Annotated in this window: 10 protein-coding genes and 1 pseudogene; 4 read left to right on the forward strand and 7 right to left on the reverse strand. The window is 64.7% G+C overall.

The window, feature by feature from the left end:
* Nucleotides 1–190 precede the first annotated feature (190 nt).
* Together AC1RDJ_RS21780 and AC1RDJ_RS21785 are read right to left on the reverse strand one after the other, a co-directional pair.
* The gene (locus tag AC1RDJ_RS21780) at nt 191–826 is read right to left on the reverse strand and encodes a response regulator transcription factor (RefSeq protein WP_071324683.1); all 636 of its coding nucleotides are present in this window, start codon (nt 824–826) and stop codon (nt 191–193) included.
* A gap of 8 nt (nt 827–834) precedes the next feature.
* Nucleotides 835–2,205, reverse strand: a complete 1,371-nt coding sequence (locus AC1RDJ_RS21785) for a cache domain-containing protein (protein ID WP_493028663.1) — start codon at nt 2,203–2,205, stop codon at nt 835–837.
* A gap of 247 nt (nt 2,206–2,452) precedes the next feature.
* Here AC1RDJ_RS21785 and AC1RDJ_RS21790 point away from each other — a divergent pair, with 247 nt between their 5' ends.
* From AC1RDJ_RS21790 to AC1RDJ_RS21805, 4 genes are all read left to right on the forward strand, one after another.
* Nucleotides 2,453–4,513, forward strand: coding sequence for a carbon starvation CstA family protein (locus tag AC1RDJ_RS21790; protein WP_071324685.1), 2,061 nt, complete (start codon nt 2,453–2,455; stop codon nt 4,511–4,513).
* Nucleotides 4,513–4,713, forward strand: coding sequence for a YbdD/YjiX family protein (locus tag AC1RDJ_RS21795; protein ID WP_071326614.1), 201 nt, complete (start codon nt 4,513–4,515; stop codon nt 4,711–4,713). The genes AC1RDJ_RS21790 and AC1RDJ_RS21795 overlap by 1 nt, the downstream gene beginning before the upstream one ends.
* 302 nt (nt 4,714–5,015) lie before the next feature.
* Nucleotides 5,016–7,889, forward strand: coding sequence for a hybrid sensor histidine kinase/response regulator (locus AC1RDJ_RS21800; RefSeq protein WP_071324686.1), 2,874 nt, complete (start codon nt 5,016–5,018; stop codon nt 7,887–7,889).
* A gap of 1 nt (nt 7,890) precedes the next feature.
* Nucleotides 7,891–10,050: a putative bifunctional diguanylate cyclase/phosphodiesterase gene (locus AC1RDJ_RS21805; RefSeq protein ID WP_493028664.1), complete on the forward strand. Its 2,160-nt coding sequence runs from the start codon at nt 7,891–7,893 to the stop codon at nt 10,048–10,050.
* Here AC1RDJ_RS21805 and AC1RDJ_RS21810 read toward each other — a convergent pair.
* The 5 genes and pseudogenes from AC1RDJ_RS21810 to AC1RDJ_RS21830 form a co-directional block, all read right to left on the reverse strand.
* Nucleotides 10,019–11,161, reverse strand: a complete 1,143-nt coding sequence (locus tag AC1RDJ_RS21810) for an esterase-like activity of phytase family protein (RefSeq protein WP_493028665.1) — start codon at nt 11,159–11,161, stop codon at nt 10,019–10,021. The two genes, AC1RDJ_RS21805 and AC1RDJ_RS21810, sit on opposite strands and share 32 nt — an antisense overlap.
* Nucleotides 11,162–11,323: 162 nt before the next feature.
* Nucleotides 11,324–12,544 carry a CaiB/BaiF CoA transferase family protein gene (locus AC1RDJ_RS21815; protein WP_493028666.1) on the reverse strand — a complete coding sequence of 407 codons (1,221 nt, stop codon included), beginning with the start codon at nt 12,542–12,544 and terminating at the stop codon, nt 11,324–11,326.
* Nucleotides 12,545–12,551: 7 nt separating this feature from the next.
* Nucleotides 12,552–13,142 carry a recombination mediator RecR gene (recR, locus tag AC1RDJ_RS21820; RefSeq protein WP_034786598.1) on the reverse strand — a complete coding sequence of 197 codons (591 nt, stop codon included), beginning with the start codon at nt 13,140–13,142 and terminating at the stop codon, nt 12,552–12,554.
* Nucleotides 13,143–13,189: 47 nt separating this feature from the next.
* Nucleotides 13,190–13,516, reverse strand: coding sequence for a YbaB/EbfC family nucleoid-associated protein (locus AC1RDJ_RS21825; protein WP_034759121.1), 327 nt, complete (start codon nt 13,514–13,516; stop codon nt 13,190–13,192).
* A 41-nt stretch (nt 13,517–13,557) separates the two neighbouring features.
* A pseudogene (locus tag AC1RDJ_RS21830) lies at nt 13,558–14,357 on the reverse strand (DNA polymerase III subunit gamma/tau); the annotation flags it as partial.

Below are 14,357 nucleotides of genomic sequence, written 5' to 3' on the forward strand. Positions count from 1 at the left end.
AAATAAACTGACCAGCATTGGCAACCCTGGCCCGGCAGGGATGCCATTTCGACAGCAAGAATCATTCTATCCGAATCTCACCCACGAAACAGTTTAATATTGGCAATAAATGTTCAAAAAAAACATTCCCCCGCGAGACCCGCCTGTCATGCGGGTTTGAAAAAAATACACTGCTACGCGCAGGCAGAAATCAAGCGCCGCCGCCATCGAACTGCGCGTGCTCGACCGCGTATTTGATCAGTTCAGCCTGGCCTTCGATACCGAGCTTGCGCTTGATGTTCAGCCGGTGCGTCTCCACCGTGCGCACGCTCAGGTCGAGGTCGCGGGCGATCTGCTTGTTCGACTGGCCCGCCGCGATGTGCTGCAGCACCTGCTGCTCGCGCGTGGTGAGGAAGGAGTCGTGCACCTGCGGGCGCGACAGCTGGCGCGCCAGGGCCGCGCTGTAATAAATGCCGCCGGACATCACCGTCTCGATGGCGAACACAATATCTTTCCCTGGAGCATCTTTTAGCACATAGCCGCGCGCGCCCGCCTGCAGCGCCTGCGACACGTATTCGAGCTTGTCGTGCATGGACAGGATCAGCACGGCGATCTGCGGAAACGCCTGCTTGAACAGCGCGGTCGCCTCGATGCCATTCGTGCCGCGCATGTTGATATCCATCAATACCAGGTCCACCTGATGCGCGCGCGCCTGGGCCAGCGCCTCGTCGGCGCCGCCCGCCTCGGCCACCACGTCGAAATGCGCCACCGCTTCCAGGCGCGCGCGCAAGCCGTCGCGCACGAGGGGGTGGTCGTCCACCAGCAGGATCTTGATCGTTTCGGTCATGGTATGTATCAGTGTGTTGGGGGAAGGTCCAGCCGCGCCAGCACCAGGGTGCCGGCCGGCGAGGACGTGATGTGCAGGCTGCCGCCGATGGCTTCCATGCGTTCCGTCATGTTGCGCAAGCCGATGCCGCGCTGCGGATGCAGGGCGATGCCGTCGAAGTCGAAGCCGCCGCCATTGTCGCGGATGCGCAGCTCTACCCCCTTGCCCGCTTCGTGCAGGCTCACTTCCACGCCGCTGGCGTGGGCATGGCGCTCGCAATTGGTCAGCGCTTCCTGGGCAATGCGGAACAGCACGGTATTGACCATGTCGGGCAAGCCTTCGCCCGCGGTCGGCGGACTGGCCGCGAAACTGGCCTGGGCGCTGCTGCTGTCGTTAAATTCGTGCACCAGGTGGTCGAGCGCGGCGGCCAGACCCAGGTCGTCGAGGATGGCCGGGCGCAGGTTGTGCGAAATGCGCCGCACCTCGCCCAGCACCTTGTTGAGTTGCTCGGCGGCACGCTCGAACGTGGCGGGCGCTTTTTCCTTCTGTTCATGATTGCCGGCCAGGCGCGCGATGCCGGCCTCGATCTGCAGCTTGATCGACACCAGCCACTGGCTGATGCCGTCATGCAAGTCGCGCGACAGCCGCGCCCGCTCCTCTTCCTGCGACTCCACCACGCGCTGCGCCAGCACTTTCAGCTTGGCATCGGCCACGCGCAGCTCGCGCAAGTTCAGCGCCAGGCCGGAACCGGCCACCAGCAAGGCGCCGAGGATGGCGATGGCGGCGATCAGTTCCATGGTCGAGCGGATATTGCGCGACTGCTGGGCGTCCACCTTGGCCAGCGCCTGGTCCACATCGTCCATATAGATGCCGGTGCCCATCATCCAGCCCCATTCCGGCATCAAAATCACATAGCCGAGCTTGGGCGCGGACTTGTTCGTCGACGGCTTGATCCAGTTGTAGCGTTCGAAACCGCCGCCGCTGTTCGCCCGCTGCATCAGGCGCTGAATGGTCAGGTTGCCCTCGGCGTCGCGCAATTCCCACAGGTTCTGTCCCACCAGCTCAGGCTGGCGCGGGTGCATCAGCGACTTGCCCTGCAAATCGTAGATGAAGAAATAGCCGTCGTCGCCATAGCTGAGCGAGGCGAGGATGCGCTTGGCTTCCTCTTGCGTGGCGGCATCCTTGCGCCCCGACTGGTACAGCGAGGCGATGGAATGGCTGGCCAGCGTCACGTAATGCTTGAGTTCGGCCTCCTTGCTGGCCAGGTAGGCTTGCTGGATGGTGGCGCGCTGCTGCTCGGCCAGCGTGATGGCCTGGTGCCGCACGGCAAACGCGATCGCGCACATGGCCAGGATCAGCGGCGTGATGGCCAGGAAGATGACTTTCTGTCTGAGTTTCATGGCCTGGCGCGCTCCGGCGTCGTCGATGCTGGTGGAAATCCGTGATTTTACGTCGCGGCGCCGTGTTTGATCTGCGTAGTAATACTGAGCGTTACTGCGTAGTGCTGCGCTTGCGGCAATTATACGATTCCTGAATACTCGCCATAAGCTGCCGATACAGCAAAAGCAACATCAACCTGGCGACGACCAGGAGCGGCGGCACACCATCATCGCACGGCACAGCGCCCGTCAAATCTCTGGAGGAAGCATGAACCGCATTTTCAAACAGCTCGGCTGGGCAGCGCTTGCGCTGGCAGGCGCCGGGTCCCTGGGCGTCGTCGCCCTGCAACGTGGCGAGCCGATCAGTGCGATCTGGATCGTCGTCGCCGCCATCTGCGTCTACCTGATCGCCTACCGCTTCTACAGCCTGTTCATTGCCGACAAGGTGCTGGGCCTGGATGCCCGCCGCATGACGCCCGCCTTCAAGCACAACGATGGCCTCGACCACGTGCCGACGAATAAATATGTGCTGTTCGGCCACCACTTCGCGGCGATTGCCGGCGCCGGCCCCCTGGTCGGCCCCGTGCTGGCCGCGCAGATGGGCTATCTGCCCGGCATGCTGTGGATTTTGGCCGGCGTCGTGTTTGCCGGTGCCGTGCAGGATTTCATCGTGCTGTTCATTTCCATGCGCCGCGACGGCCGCTCGCTGGGCGACCTGATCAAGGCTGAACTGGGCGAGATTCCCGGCATGATCGCCCTGCTGGGCTGCTTCATGATCATGGTCATCATCCTGGCCGTGCTGGCCTTGATCGTCGTCAAGGCGCTGACCGGCTCCCCATGGGGCAGCTTCACCGTCATGGCGACGATTCCCATCGCCCTGTTCATGGGCGTGTATTCGCGCTTCATCCGCGTCGGCCGCATCGGCGAAATTTCCATCATCGGCTTCGTGCTGCTGATGCTGGCCATCATCGGCGGCCAGTACGTGCAGGAACACGCCGTGCTCGGCCCGATGTTCACCTTCACGGGCACGGAACTGACGTGGATGCTGATCGGCTACGGTTTCATCGCTTCCGTGCTGCCCGTGTGGCTGCTGCTGGCGCCGCGCGACTACCTGTCGACCTTCCTGAAGATCGGCACCATCCTCGGCCTGGCCATCGGCATCATCGTCGTCGCGCCTTACCTGAAAATGCCGGCCATGACCAAGTTCATCGACGGCTCCGGCCCTGTCTGGTCAGGCAATCTGTTCCCCTTCCTGTTCATTACCATCGCCTGCGGCGCCGTCTCCGGCTTCCACGCGCTGATTTCCTCGGGCACCACGCCGAAGATGATCGAAAACGAAAGCCATGCCCGCTTCATCGGCTATGGCGCCATGCTGATGGAATCGTTTGTCGCCATCATGGCCCTGGTGGCCGCCTCGACCATCGAGCCCGGCATCTATTTCGCCATGAACAGCCCGGCCGCCCTGATCGGCACCACGGCAGAGTCCGCTGCACAGGCGATCTCGCAATGGGGCTTCTATGTGACGCCGGAAATGCTGACGCAGACGGCGAAGGATGTTGGCGAGCACAGCATCATCTCGCGCGCCGGCGGCGCGCCGACCCTGGCCGTCGGCATGGCGCAGATCCTCTCCGGCGCCATCGGCGGCAAGGCCATGATGGCCTTCTGGTACCACTTCGCGATTCTGTTCGAAGCGCTGTTCATCCTGACGGCCGTCGATGCGGGCACGCGTGCCGGTCGCTTCATGCTGCAGGATTTGCTGGGCAGCTTCGTGCCTAGTCTGAAACAGACGGAAAACGTCATCGCCAACCTGCTGGCCACGGGCCTGTGCGTGGCGGCCTGGGGCTACTTCCTGTACCAGGGCGTGGTCGATCCGCTGGGCGGCATCAATACCCTGTGGCCGCTGTTCGGCATCGCCAACCAGATGCTGGCCGCCATCGCGCTGATCCTCGGCACCTGCGTGCTGTTCAAGATGAAACGGGGCCAGTACGCGTGGGTGACGATCCTGCCGACCATCTGGCTGCTGCTGTGCACGCTGACGGCGGGCTGGCAAAAGATTTTCGACGCCAATCCGCGCGTCGGCTTCCTCGCGCATGCCAAGAAATACTCGGCGGCATTGGATGAAGGCACCCTGCTGGCGCCGGCCAAGTCGGTGGCGCAGATGCAGCAGATCATCTTCAACGATTACCTGGACGCCGGCCTGGCCGCCTTCTTCGTCATCGTCGTCGTCAGCGTGCTGTTCTTCGGCATCCGCACGATTCTGAAGGCGCGCGCCGACAGCAAGCCAAGCACCAAGGAAACGCCGTTCCAGGCCATGCCCACGGTGCAATGATGATCGACGAAATCATCAAGGCTGGACGTTACCTGGGGCAAAGCATGCGGCTGATGTGCGGCTTGCCCGAGTACGACACCTATGTGGCGCACCGGGAAGTAAGCCATCCCGGCGAGCCGATGATGACGTATGAAGAGTTCTTCCGCGAACGCCAGGAAGCCCGCTATGGCGGGGCGGGCAAGCGCGGCGGCTGCTGCTAAGACACCGGACCCAGCCTGCTGCGCGTCGGTATAAGCGGCTTGCGATGCTCGCCGTACTTGAGTACGGTTGCGCTTCTCGGCCACCTCTCCCTTCCGCTCGCGACGGCTGGCTCAGGTGTTGTTATTCAGCAATAATTTGAGGGCGGTCTTGTGAGACCGCCCTATCCATTCTCTCTCGTATAAGTTCCCCTCCCCCTTTCTTCCATTAGACCCACATCAACATCAGGGTGTGTCTTCGCGTCTATATTTTTCCAATAGGAATTAAAAAACAGTCAACGGATCGAACGGAGAGCGCCGCAGCCATGTTCAATTTCCAACGCTCCAGCATCAGCCAGAAGCTGACCATGATCTCGGTGCTGTCGTCGGGCTGCGCGCTGCTGCTGGTATTCGTCGCGTTTGCCCTGACGTCCGTGCTCAGCCACAAAGACGATGAAGGCAAGCAATTGTTGTCGCTGGCGGGCGTCATCGGCGCGGCCGGGGCGGCACCCTTGCTGGCGGGCAGGCCGGCGCAGGCGGAGCAAGTGCTGGCGGCGCTGGCGGCGCGCGACGAGATCGCCCAGGCGGCCCTGTTCGACGCCGGCGGCCGCCTGCTGGCCCAGTACCGCGCGCCCCAGCATGCGCAGGGATTGGCGCCGCTGCAGAACCTGGAGCCGGCCCTGCTGGCCGGCCTGGCCACGGAAAGCATGGCGCAAGCGACGGGTCGTACCCTGGCGCCCGCCATGCGCCTGTACCGCCCCATCTATTGGACACAGGACAAGGCGCCCAAGTTCATCGGCGTCGTGCTGATCGAGGCCGACCTGAACCACATGTGGCGCGACATCGGCCGCCACGTGGGCGCCATCGGCGGCGCCACCGTGCTGTCCTTCCTGATCGCCGTGTTCCTGGCGCGGCGTTTCAAGAGCGTGATCGCCGAACCGATCACCAAGCTCATTGATACAGCGCAAAAAGTCTCGAGCAGCCAGACCTACAGCCACCGCATCGCCCACCAGCGCAGCGACGAGCTGGGCGTGCTGATCGACAGCTTCAACGACATGCTGGCGCAGATCGACAGCCGCGACAGCACCCTGGCCAATTACCGCGACCAGCTCGAACGCCAGGTGGGCGTGCGCACGGCGCAGCTGGAGAAGGCCAAGGATGCGGCCGAGGCGGCCAGCCAGGCGAAAAGCGCCTTCCTCGCCACCATGAGCCATGAAATCCGCACGCCCATGAACGGCGTGCTGGGCATGACGGAGCTGCTGCTGGCCAGCCCGCTGACGGCGCAGCAGCGCCACTACACGAGCATGGTGCAGCGTTCGGGGCAGAATTTGCTGGTGATCATCAACGACATCCTCGACTTTTCCAAGATCGAGGCGGGCAAGCTCAGCGTCGAATACATCCGCTTCAATTTCCGCGAGCTGCTCGACGATATCGAGCACGTGTTCGCGCCGCAGGCGGAAGCAAAGAATATCTGCCTGGAATTCGACATCGCCAACGATATCCCGATCGCCATCTGCGGCGACCCGAACCGCCTGCGCCAGATCATCGTCAATCTGCTGGGCAACGCCATCAAGTTCACGGAAACGGGCAAGGTCACGGTGAAGGTGGAAGTGTGCTGCGAGGACGCGCCCAGCGTGGGCTTGCGCTTCGAGGTGCACGACACGGGCATCGGCGTGTCGAACGAGGCGCAGAGCCGCATCTTCGAATCGTTCTCGCAGGCCGACGGCTCGACCACGCGCAAGCATGGCGGCACGGGCCTGGGCCTGACGATCTCGAAACAGCTGGTGGAGCTGATGGGCGGAAAAATCGGCGTCGACAATGCTTTAACGCAAGGCTCGATCTTCTGGTTCGAAGTAAATTTCGATAAGCGCCGGGTCGACAGCGATGACCCGTCCTTCAATCTGAAAACCACGCGAGGGTTACGCGCCTTGATCGTCGACCACACACCCGCCACGCGCGCCGTGCTGGAGCGGCAACTGGCCAGCTGGCACATCGTCAGCGACAGCGCCGGCACGGCCAGCGACTGCCTGGCGCGCCTGCGTGCGGCCGCGCAGGCCGGCACGCCGTATGCCGTGGCCCTGCTCGACATGGAATTGCCGCGCACCAGCGGCCTGGCCCTGGCCGCCACCATCAAGAGCGACCCGCTGCTGGCCGACCTGAAACTCTTGTTGCTGAGCACGGAACAGGGTGCGGCCGATCCCGTCCAGCGGCGCGAGGCGGGCGTGGCCTTCCAGCTGATCAAGCCGGCCCGCGAATGCGACCTGTTCGACTGCATCGTCACGCCGCCGCGCGCCAGCGACAGCCTGCGCATCCATCCGCCGCACGCTTCGCGCCAGGTGGGCCGGCGCCAGCGCCGCCGCGTGCTGCTGGCCGAGGACAATGCCGTCAATGTGGAAGTGGCGCTGGCCATGCTCGACAGCCTGGGCCTGGACGTGGTGTGCGCCCACAACGGCGAGGAAGCGCTGCAGGCGGCGCAGGCCGAGGATTTCGACCTGATCCTGATGGATTGCCAGATGCCCGTGATGGACGGTTTTGCCGCCACAGCGGAAATCCGCCGCCACGAACAGCAGTGCGGCCACGCGCGCGTGCTGCCCATCGTCGCCATCACGGCCAACGCGCTGCAGGGCGACCGCGAAGCGTGCCTGGCGGCCGGCATGGACGACTACCTGAGCAAGCCGTTCACGCAGCAAGACCTCGGCCACACGATCGCGCGCTGGATCACCCTGCCGCGCGCGGCCACCGTGCACCACAGCGAGACGCCAGAGCCGGCGATGCAGGTGCAGCCCCAGGCACAGCAGGCACCGCCACCGATGCCGGCACCCGCGGCCGCGGCCCAGCCGGCCGGCCAGCCGCTGAACCGGCAGGCGCTGGAAAACATCCGCGCCCTGTCCGGCACGGATGGCGACGCGCTGCTCGAGCGCGTCATCCTCGCCTTCACGGGCGAGACGCCGCGCCAGCTGGCCGCCATGCGCGACGCCATCGCCGGCGCCGATGCGGAAGCGCTGCGCAAGGTGGCGCACAGCCTGAAGTCCGGCAGCGCCAACGTGGGCGCCGACGGCCTGGCGCAACTGTGCAAGGAGATGGAGAAACTGGGCCGCGCCGGCAGCACGGAAGGCGCGGCCAGCCTGCTGCAGCAGATGCAGCAGGCATTCCTGGCGGTGCGCGAATCGCTGAGCGCCATCCTCGTGAAGGAACACTGACATGACAGCGCCCCTCTCCCCTCCCCGCGGCCTGGTGCTGGTGGCCGACGACGATCCCGTGATGCGCTTGCTGATGCGGCAGATGCTCACGCAGGTGGGCCTGGACGTGATCGAGGCCGAGGATGGCGTGCAGGCGCTGGCCAGCTACAAGCACAGCGGGCCGGACCTGGTCATGCTCGACGTCGACATGCCGGCCCTGGACGGCTTTGCCGTGTGCCGCGAAATCCGCCGCCAGGAAGTGGGCGGCACGGTGCCCATCATCATGGTCACGGGCGGCGACGAACTGGAAGCCGTCACGCGCGCCTACGAGGTAGGCGCCACCGACTTCATTTCCAAGCCCATCAACTGGCCCATCCTCGGCCACCGCGTGCTGTACGTGCTGCGCGCCAGCGACGCCATCGCCCGCCTGCGCATCGCCGACGCGCACAACCGCGCCGTACTGGCCGCCATCCCCGACACCTTCTTTCGCCTGAACCATGAGGGCTATTATCTCGACTACGAACAGGGCCACGACGCCAGCGCCGGCTTTTCCATCGAAAACTGCGTGGGCAGCCATATCCGCGACGTGCTGCCGCCCGAGATCGCCGCGCGCCTGCTGGACCAGGCGCACGCCGTGCTGGCCACGCAGCACATCCGCTCGGTCGACTACACGCTCACGCACGGCGACAGCACGCGCCACTTCGAGGCGCGCCTGGTGGCAACGGGCGCCGACGAGGTGCTGGGCCTCGTGCGCGACATCAGCGAACGCAAGCGCACCGAGGAACAGATCCGCCGCCTCGCCTATTGCGACAGCCTGACGGGCATCCCGAACCGCCAGGCCTTCCTGGAAACGCTGGAGCGCGAACTGTCCCGCTCGAAGGAGCACGACAAGAAATTCGCCGTGCTGTTCATGGACCTCGATGCCTTCAAGCGCATCAACGACACCTTGGGCCACGACGTGGGCGACCACTTGCTCAAGGTGGTGTCCGAGCGCCTGCGCGAAACCATCCGTCCCAGCGACCTGGTGCTGCGCGCCGAACACGAGTTTGAGCCCACCTCCGGCGGCAGCAACCTGGCGCGCCTGGGCGGCGATGAATTCACCATATTGATACCCGACCTGGAGCGGGTGGAAGATGCGCTGAACGTGGCGCACCGCGTCAAGGAAGCCATGCGCCGGCCCTTCATGATCGAATCGCACGAGATTTTCGTCACGGCCAGCATCGGCATCTCGCTGTATCCGGAAGATGGCGAGGATTGCAACTCGCTGCTCAAATATGCGGACACGGCCATGTACCACGCGAAGAACTGCGGCAAGAACAACGCCAAGCTGTACAGCTCCTCGCTGACGATGGAAATCATGAGCCACGTCAAGATGGAAGTGGGCCTGAGGAAGGCCTTGCAGAACAACGAGCTGTATCTGCTGTACCAGCCGCAGATCGACGTGCCCAGCACGCAGATCGTCGGCGTCGAAGCGCTCGTGCGCTGGCGCCATCCGGAACGGGGCATCATTTCGCCCACGGAATTCATCCCGCTGGCCGAAGAGACGGGTCTCATCGTGCCGATCGGCGAATGGGTGCTGCGCACGGCCTGCAACCAGGCCAAGGCGTGGCAAAGCGATGGCGGGCGCGCCATCCGCATGGCCGTCAACCTGTCGGCCAAGCAGTTCAAGGATGAAAACCTGATGCAGATCGTGCTCTCGGTGCTGGCCGACACGGGCCTGGACGCGCGCCTGCTGGAGCTGGAATTGACGGAAGGCACCTTGATGGACGACGCGCGCGCCACCATGGTGACCTTGGAGCAGTTGCGCGGCATCGGCGTGTACCTGTCCATCGACGACTTCGGCACGGGATATTCGTCGATGAATTACTTAAAACGCTTCGACGTGCGGGCCTTGAAGATCGACAAGAGCTTTATCGCCGGCCTGCCGCAGGACGCGGAAAACGCGGCCATCACGCGCGCCATCATCGCCATGGCGCATGGCTTGAAGATGGTGGTGGTGGCCGAGGGCGTGGAGACGGACGAGCAATTGCTGATGCTGGAAGAATATGGCTGCGACATGGCCCAGGGCTACTTTCTCGGCCACCCGTCGCCGCACGACGCCATCACGGCCATGCTGCTCAAGCAGGCCGGCCAGATGGCCAGCCTGGAAGCTAGAGCACTTCGAAGGCAAGGATTTGCGTGACTTGCTGCGCGTTGAAGTTATCGTCGGAAATCATCACCAGGCTGCGCCGGCCGTTCGCCAGGCGCGGTCCCCAGCTGATGCCTTCGATATTGTCGACCCGCGGCAGGCCGGTCTTTTCCAGGTCCAGCAGCAGGCGCTTGCGCGCCGGCACGTAGGCCGCGCCCGCCAGCGCGGGGATGGACTGGATGTCGGTGGCGCCCTGCGTATCCATTTCGTACACGCGCACGTGGTTGGCGTAGACGCCGTCCGCGTTTTCCACACCGGCCCGCTCCACCACCAGCAATTGATGGTCGTTGACGGCGAGGATTTCCGACACGCCATTGTCCGCTTCGCGTCCCGGCGCCGGCCGCGACGCCACCGGTTCGATAGCATACGCATACTGGCCCAGCACGGCGCCGGCGCGGTCCAGCCGCGTGATGCGCACGACGGAACCGCGATCGGGCGTGGCCAGCGGGCCATCCTGGTACAGGGCCGCTTCCATGCCCAGCCACAGGCTCTTGCCATCGCTGGCAAACGACAGCGCCTCAAAGCTCATGTTGTTGCGCGAGCCGGTTTCGTCCTTCGACACGCGGAACATGGCGGGAGTCGGCAAGGTGGCCAGGTAACGCCCGTCGCGGTCCGCGTGGCGCACGAACGGGTGCAAGCCCACCTTGCGGTTGCCTTCGCTGCCATACCACAGGCTGCCGTCGCGGGGATCGACGCGGATGGTTTCGATGTCGGCCACCGCGTCGCCCTGCTCCAGCCTGGCATGCGCCAGGTTCGGATAGCGGCTGCCGTCGGGCTGCGTGAAGAAATGCACGCTGTTGAAGGTCACGCCGGTGAATGCCGCGCTGTCGTAGGCGAGCGTGGCGCGGTAGAAACGGGCCGGATTGATTTCCGAGCGGTCATCGCTTTCCATCACCCAGGTGCCACTGGCCGCATCGTAGTCGATGCCGGACAGGCCGCCCACCGTGGTGCCCTGGAACGGCTGCTTCAAGGCGATGCGCTGCTCGCCGATCAGGCGCAGGCCCGTGATCGGCGCATCGTGGGGAAAGCTGGCGCAGGCGGACAGGAGGATGGCGGCACTGGCCAGGGCAAGCGCGGCGGGCACGCGGTGAAAAAATCGATGCATGATAAGTATCAGGTAATTTGCGTAGGTCGGATTAGCGGGGCAAAGCCCCGTGTAATCCGACAACATGGTTGGCCCGGCTGGTGTGTGAACGAAAGATACAGGAGCGGCCTGTGGCGATGTCGGATTACGCGGCGTACCGCCGCCAATCCGACCGACACCTTATTACAGCACGCCGTCGGCCTTCAGGCGCGCGATGGCGGCCGCGTCATAACCGAGCGACGCCAGCACCTCGTCGTTATGCTGGCCCAGGGTCGGTCCCAGCCACTGCGTCCTGCCCGGCGTGGCCGACAGTTTCGGGCTGATGGCCGGCAATTTGACGGGCGTGCCGTCGGCGAAATGGTGCTGTTCAAACATGTCGCGGGCGAGAAACTGCGGATCGCTCAGCATGTCGCGCACCGAGTAGATTTTGCCGGCGGGCACGTCGGCCGCCTGCAGCACGGCCAGCGCGCTGTCTATCGTGTGCGTGGCGCACCAGGCGCCGATGGCGTCGTCGATCTCCTGCGTGCGCGCCACCCTGCCATCGTTGCGCGCCAGTTGCGGGTCGCCCGCCATGTCGATGCGGCCCATGGCCAGCATCAGCCGCTTGAAGATGGCGTCGCCATTGCCGGCGATGACGATGTTTTCGCCATCGCCCGTCGTGTAGGTATTCGAGGGCACGATGCCGGGCAGCGAGCCGCCCGTGCGCTCGCGCACGACGCCCGCCTGGTCGTATTCGGGCACCAGCGATTCCATCAGGTTGAACACGGATTCGTACAGGGCCACGTCGACCATCTGCCCTTCGCCGTGCTCGCGCCCGCCCGTCACGTCGCGGTGGCGCAGCGCCATCATGGCGCCGATCACGCCGTGCAGGGCCGCCACCGAGTCGCCGATGGACACGCCCACGCGCACGGGCGGACGGTCGGCAAAGCCGGATACATAGCGCAAGCCGCCCATGGCTTCGCCGATGGCGCCGAAACCGGGCAAATCCTTCATGGGACCCGTCTGGCCAAAGCCGGACAGGCGCACCATGATGAGGGAAGGCTTGACCTGCTTGAGCTGCGCATAGCCGAGATCCCACTTCTCCAGCACGCCGGGGCGGTAATTCTCGATGATGATGTCCGCTTCCAGGGCCAGCTGGCGCGCGATGGCGCGGCCTTCCGGCGACTTCAGGTTCAGCGTGAGACTTTTCTTGTTGCGCGCCTGCACCGACCACCACAGCGAAGTGCCATCCTTCAGCACGCGCCAGGTACGGATGGGGTCGCCGCCATCGGGCGACTCGATCTTGATCACGTCGGCGCCGAATTCGGCCAGCATGCGGGCGCAGAACGGTCCCGCGATCAGGGTGCCCAGTTCCAGGACTTTGATGCCTTTGAGGGGGCCGGAAGATGCGGAAGCGTCTGTCATGTCGTGTTCAGGTTGCCCTGCGGTCGAGCATCGCGCGGGCGATGGTGCCCGCGTCGACGTATTCCAGTTCGCCCCCCACGGGCACGCCGCGGGCCAAGCGGCTCACGCGCAAGCCCCGCGCCTTCAGCATTTCGCTGATGTAATGGGCCGTCGCTTCGCCTTCATTCGTGAAGTTGGTGGCCAGCACCACTTCGCCGACCACGCCATCGTTGGCGCGGTTCAGCAATTTTTCGAGGTGGATATCTTTCGGGCCGATGCCGTCGAGCGGAGACAATCGCCCCATGAGCACGAAATACAGGCCCTTGTAGGTGAGCGTCTGCTCGATCATCAGCTGGTCGGCCGGCGTTTCCACCACGCACAGCAAGCGCTTGTCGCGCTCTTCGTCGAGACAGGTCTCGCACACTTCATGTTCGGTAAAGGTATTGCACAGGCCGCAGTGATGCACGGCATCGACGGCCTGGAACAGGGCGCGCGACAGCATGGCCGCGCCTTCCCTATCGTGCTGCAACAAATGAAATGCCATCCGCTGCGCCGACTTGGGGCCGACGCCGGGCAGGCGCCGCAGCGCCTCGGTCAAAAATTCAAGCGACTTGGACATGGATCAACCTTGCCCCGTGCCGCAGATCGAGCGCATGCGGCGTGTCATCAGAATGGCATTTTGAAGCCGGCTGGCAAGTTCATGCCGCCGGTCAAGCCTGCCATTTTTTCAGCGGACGTCGCTTCCGCCTTGCGCACGGCGTCGTTGAAGGCGGCGGCCACCAGGTCTTCCAGCATATCCTTGTCGTCAGCCAGCAGCGACGGGTCGATCGATACGCGCTTGACGTCGTTCTTGCAGGTCATGACGATTTTCACGAGGCCGGCGCCCGACTGGCCTTCCACTTCCACCAGCGCCAGTTGTTCCTGGGCCTTTTTCATGTTGTCTTGCATTGCTTGCGCCTGCTTCATCAGGCCAGCCAGTTGATTTTTCATCATGAGAATGCTCCGTTCAATTCAGTTTGTGAGTGTGTTAATCATCAATGCAGGGTCGGCGCGGCGGAGCCGGCCGGTGCAGGGGTAATCGTTCCCGGCACGACAAAAGCGTCGAATGCACGCTTCATGTCGAGCACGAAGGGGTCGCTGGCGATGGTTGCTTCCGCTTGCAGCTGGCACGCCTCGCGGTGCGCCTGCGCTTCCGCGCTGGCCGTGTACCAGACGGCGCCCAGTTCCGTATCGACATTCACCTTGCGCCCGAAGCGCTCGGTCAGCGCGGCCGCCAGTTTTTCCACGTTGGCGGGACTGCGCCACGTGTCGATCGGCACGCGCAGGCGGAACGTGGTGCTGTGGCCGTCGTGCAGGCATTCGATCAGCTCGGCCTGCACGGCCAGCTGCTGGGCCACGCCGCGCAAGGGCAGCACGGCGGCGACGGCCGGCCAGTTGCCGTCCCAGTCCAGGCCGGGCACGGGCGTGATCACATACGGTGCGCTGGGCGCGGCTTGCTTGGCGGCACGCTGCGGCATGATGACGGCCGGCTGCTCGTTGCCTTGCATGGCTGGCGCGCCAGCCGGCGCCGAGACGGCGGCCGAGGCGCTGTCGTCGGAGAATTCGGTGACCCATGGCGGCAAGTCGTCGTCGGCCGGCGCCTGCTGTGGCGCCGCCGCAGGACGCGCCTGCTGCACGGGCGCGGGCGCGACTACCGGCGCGTCCATCACGGCCACCGGTGGCGCGTCGTCCCACGGCGCCGGCGCTTTCGCGGCGGCAGGCGGTGGCGGCGCAGCCTGGACAGGCACGGCCGGCGCGGTGGCTGGCGCGGCTACGGCGGTGGCCGGGGCTGGCG

The sequence above is a fragment of the Janthinobacterium sp. GW822-FHT07H10 genome (assembly GCF_058798675.1).

Coding starts and splice junctions, on each gene's coding strand:
- AC1RDJ_RS21805 (WP_493028664.1), top strand. CDS start 7,891: ATGACAGCGCCCCTCTCCCCTCCCCGCGGCCTGGTGCTGGTGGCCGAC.
- AC1RDJ_RS21800 (WP_071324686.1), top strand. CDS start 5,016: ATGTTCAATTTCCAACGCTCCAGCATCAGCCAGAAGCTGACCATGATC.
- AC1RDJ_RS21825 (WP_034759121.1), bottom strand. CDS start 13,516: ATGATGAAAAATCAACTGGCTGGCCTGATGAAGCAGGCGCAAGCAATG.
- AC1RDJ_RS21815 (WP_493028666.1), bottom strand. CDS start 12,544: ATGACAGACGCTTCCGCATCTTCCGGCCCCCTCAAAGGCATCAAAGTC.
- AC1RDJ_RS21785 (WP_493028663.1), bottom strand. CDS start 2,205: ATGAAACTCAGACAGAAAGTCATCTTCCTGGCCATCACGCCGCTGATC.
- AC1RDJ_RS21790 (WP_071324685.1), top strand. CDS start 2,453: ATGAACCGCATTTTCAAACAGCTCGGCTGGGCAGCGCTTGCGCTGGCA.
- AC1RDJ_RS21810 (WP_493028665.1), bottom strand. CDS start 11,161: ATGCATCGATTTTTTCACCGCGTGCCCGCCGCGCTTGCCCTGGCCAGT.
- AC1RDJ_RS21780 (WP_071324683.1), bottom strand. CDS start 826: ATGACCGAAACGATCAAGATCCTGCTGGTGGACGACCACCCCCTCGTG.
- recR (WP_034786598.1), bottom strand. CDS start 13,142: ATGTCCAAGTCGCTTGAATTTTTGACCGAGGCGCTGCGGCGCCTGCCC.
- AC1RDJ_RS21795 (WP_071326614.1), top strand. CDS start 4,513: ATGATCGACGAAATCATCAAGGCTGGACGTTACCTGGGGCAAAGCATG.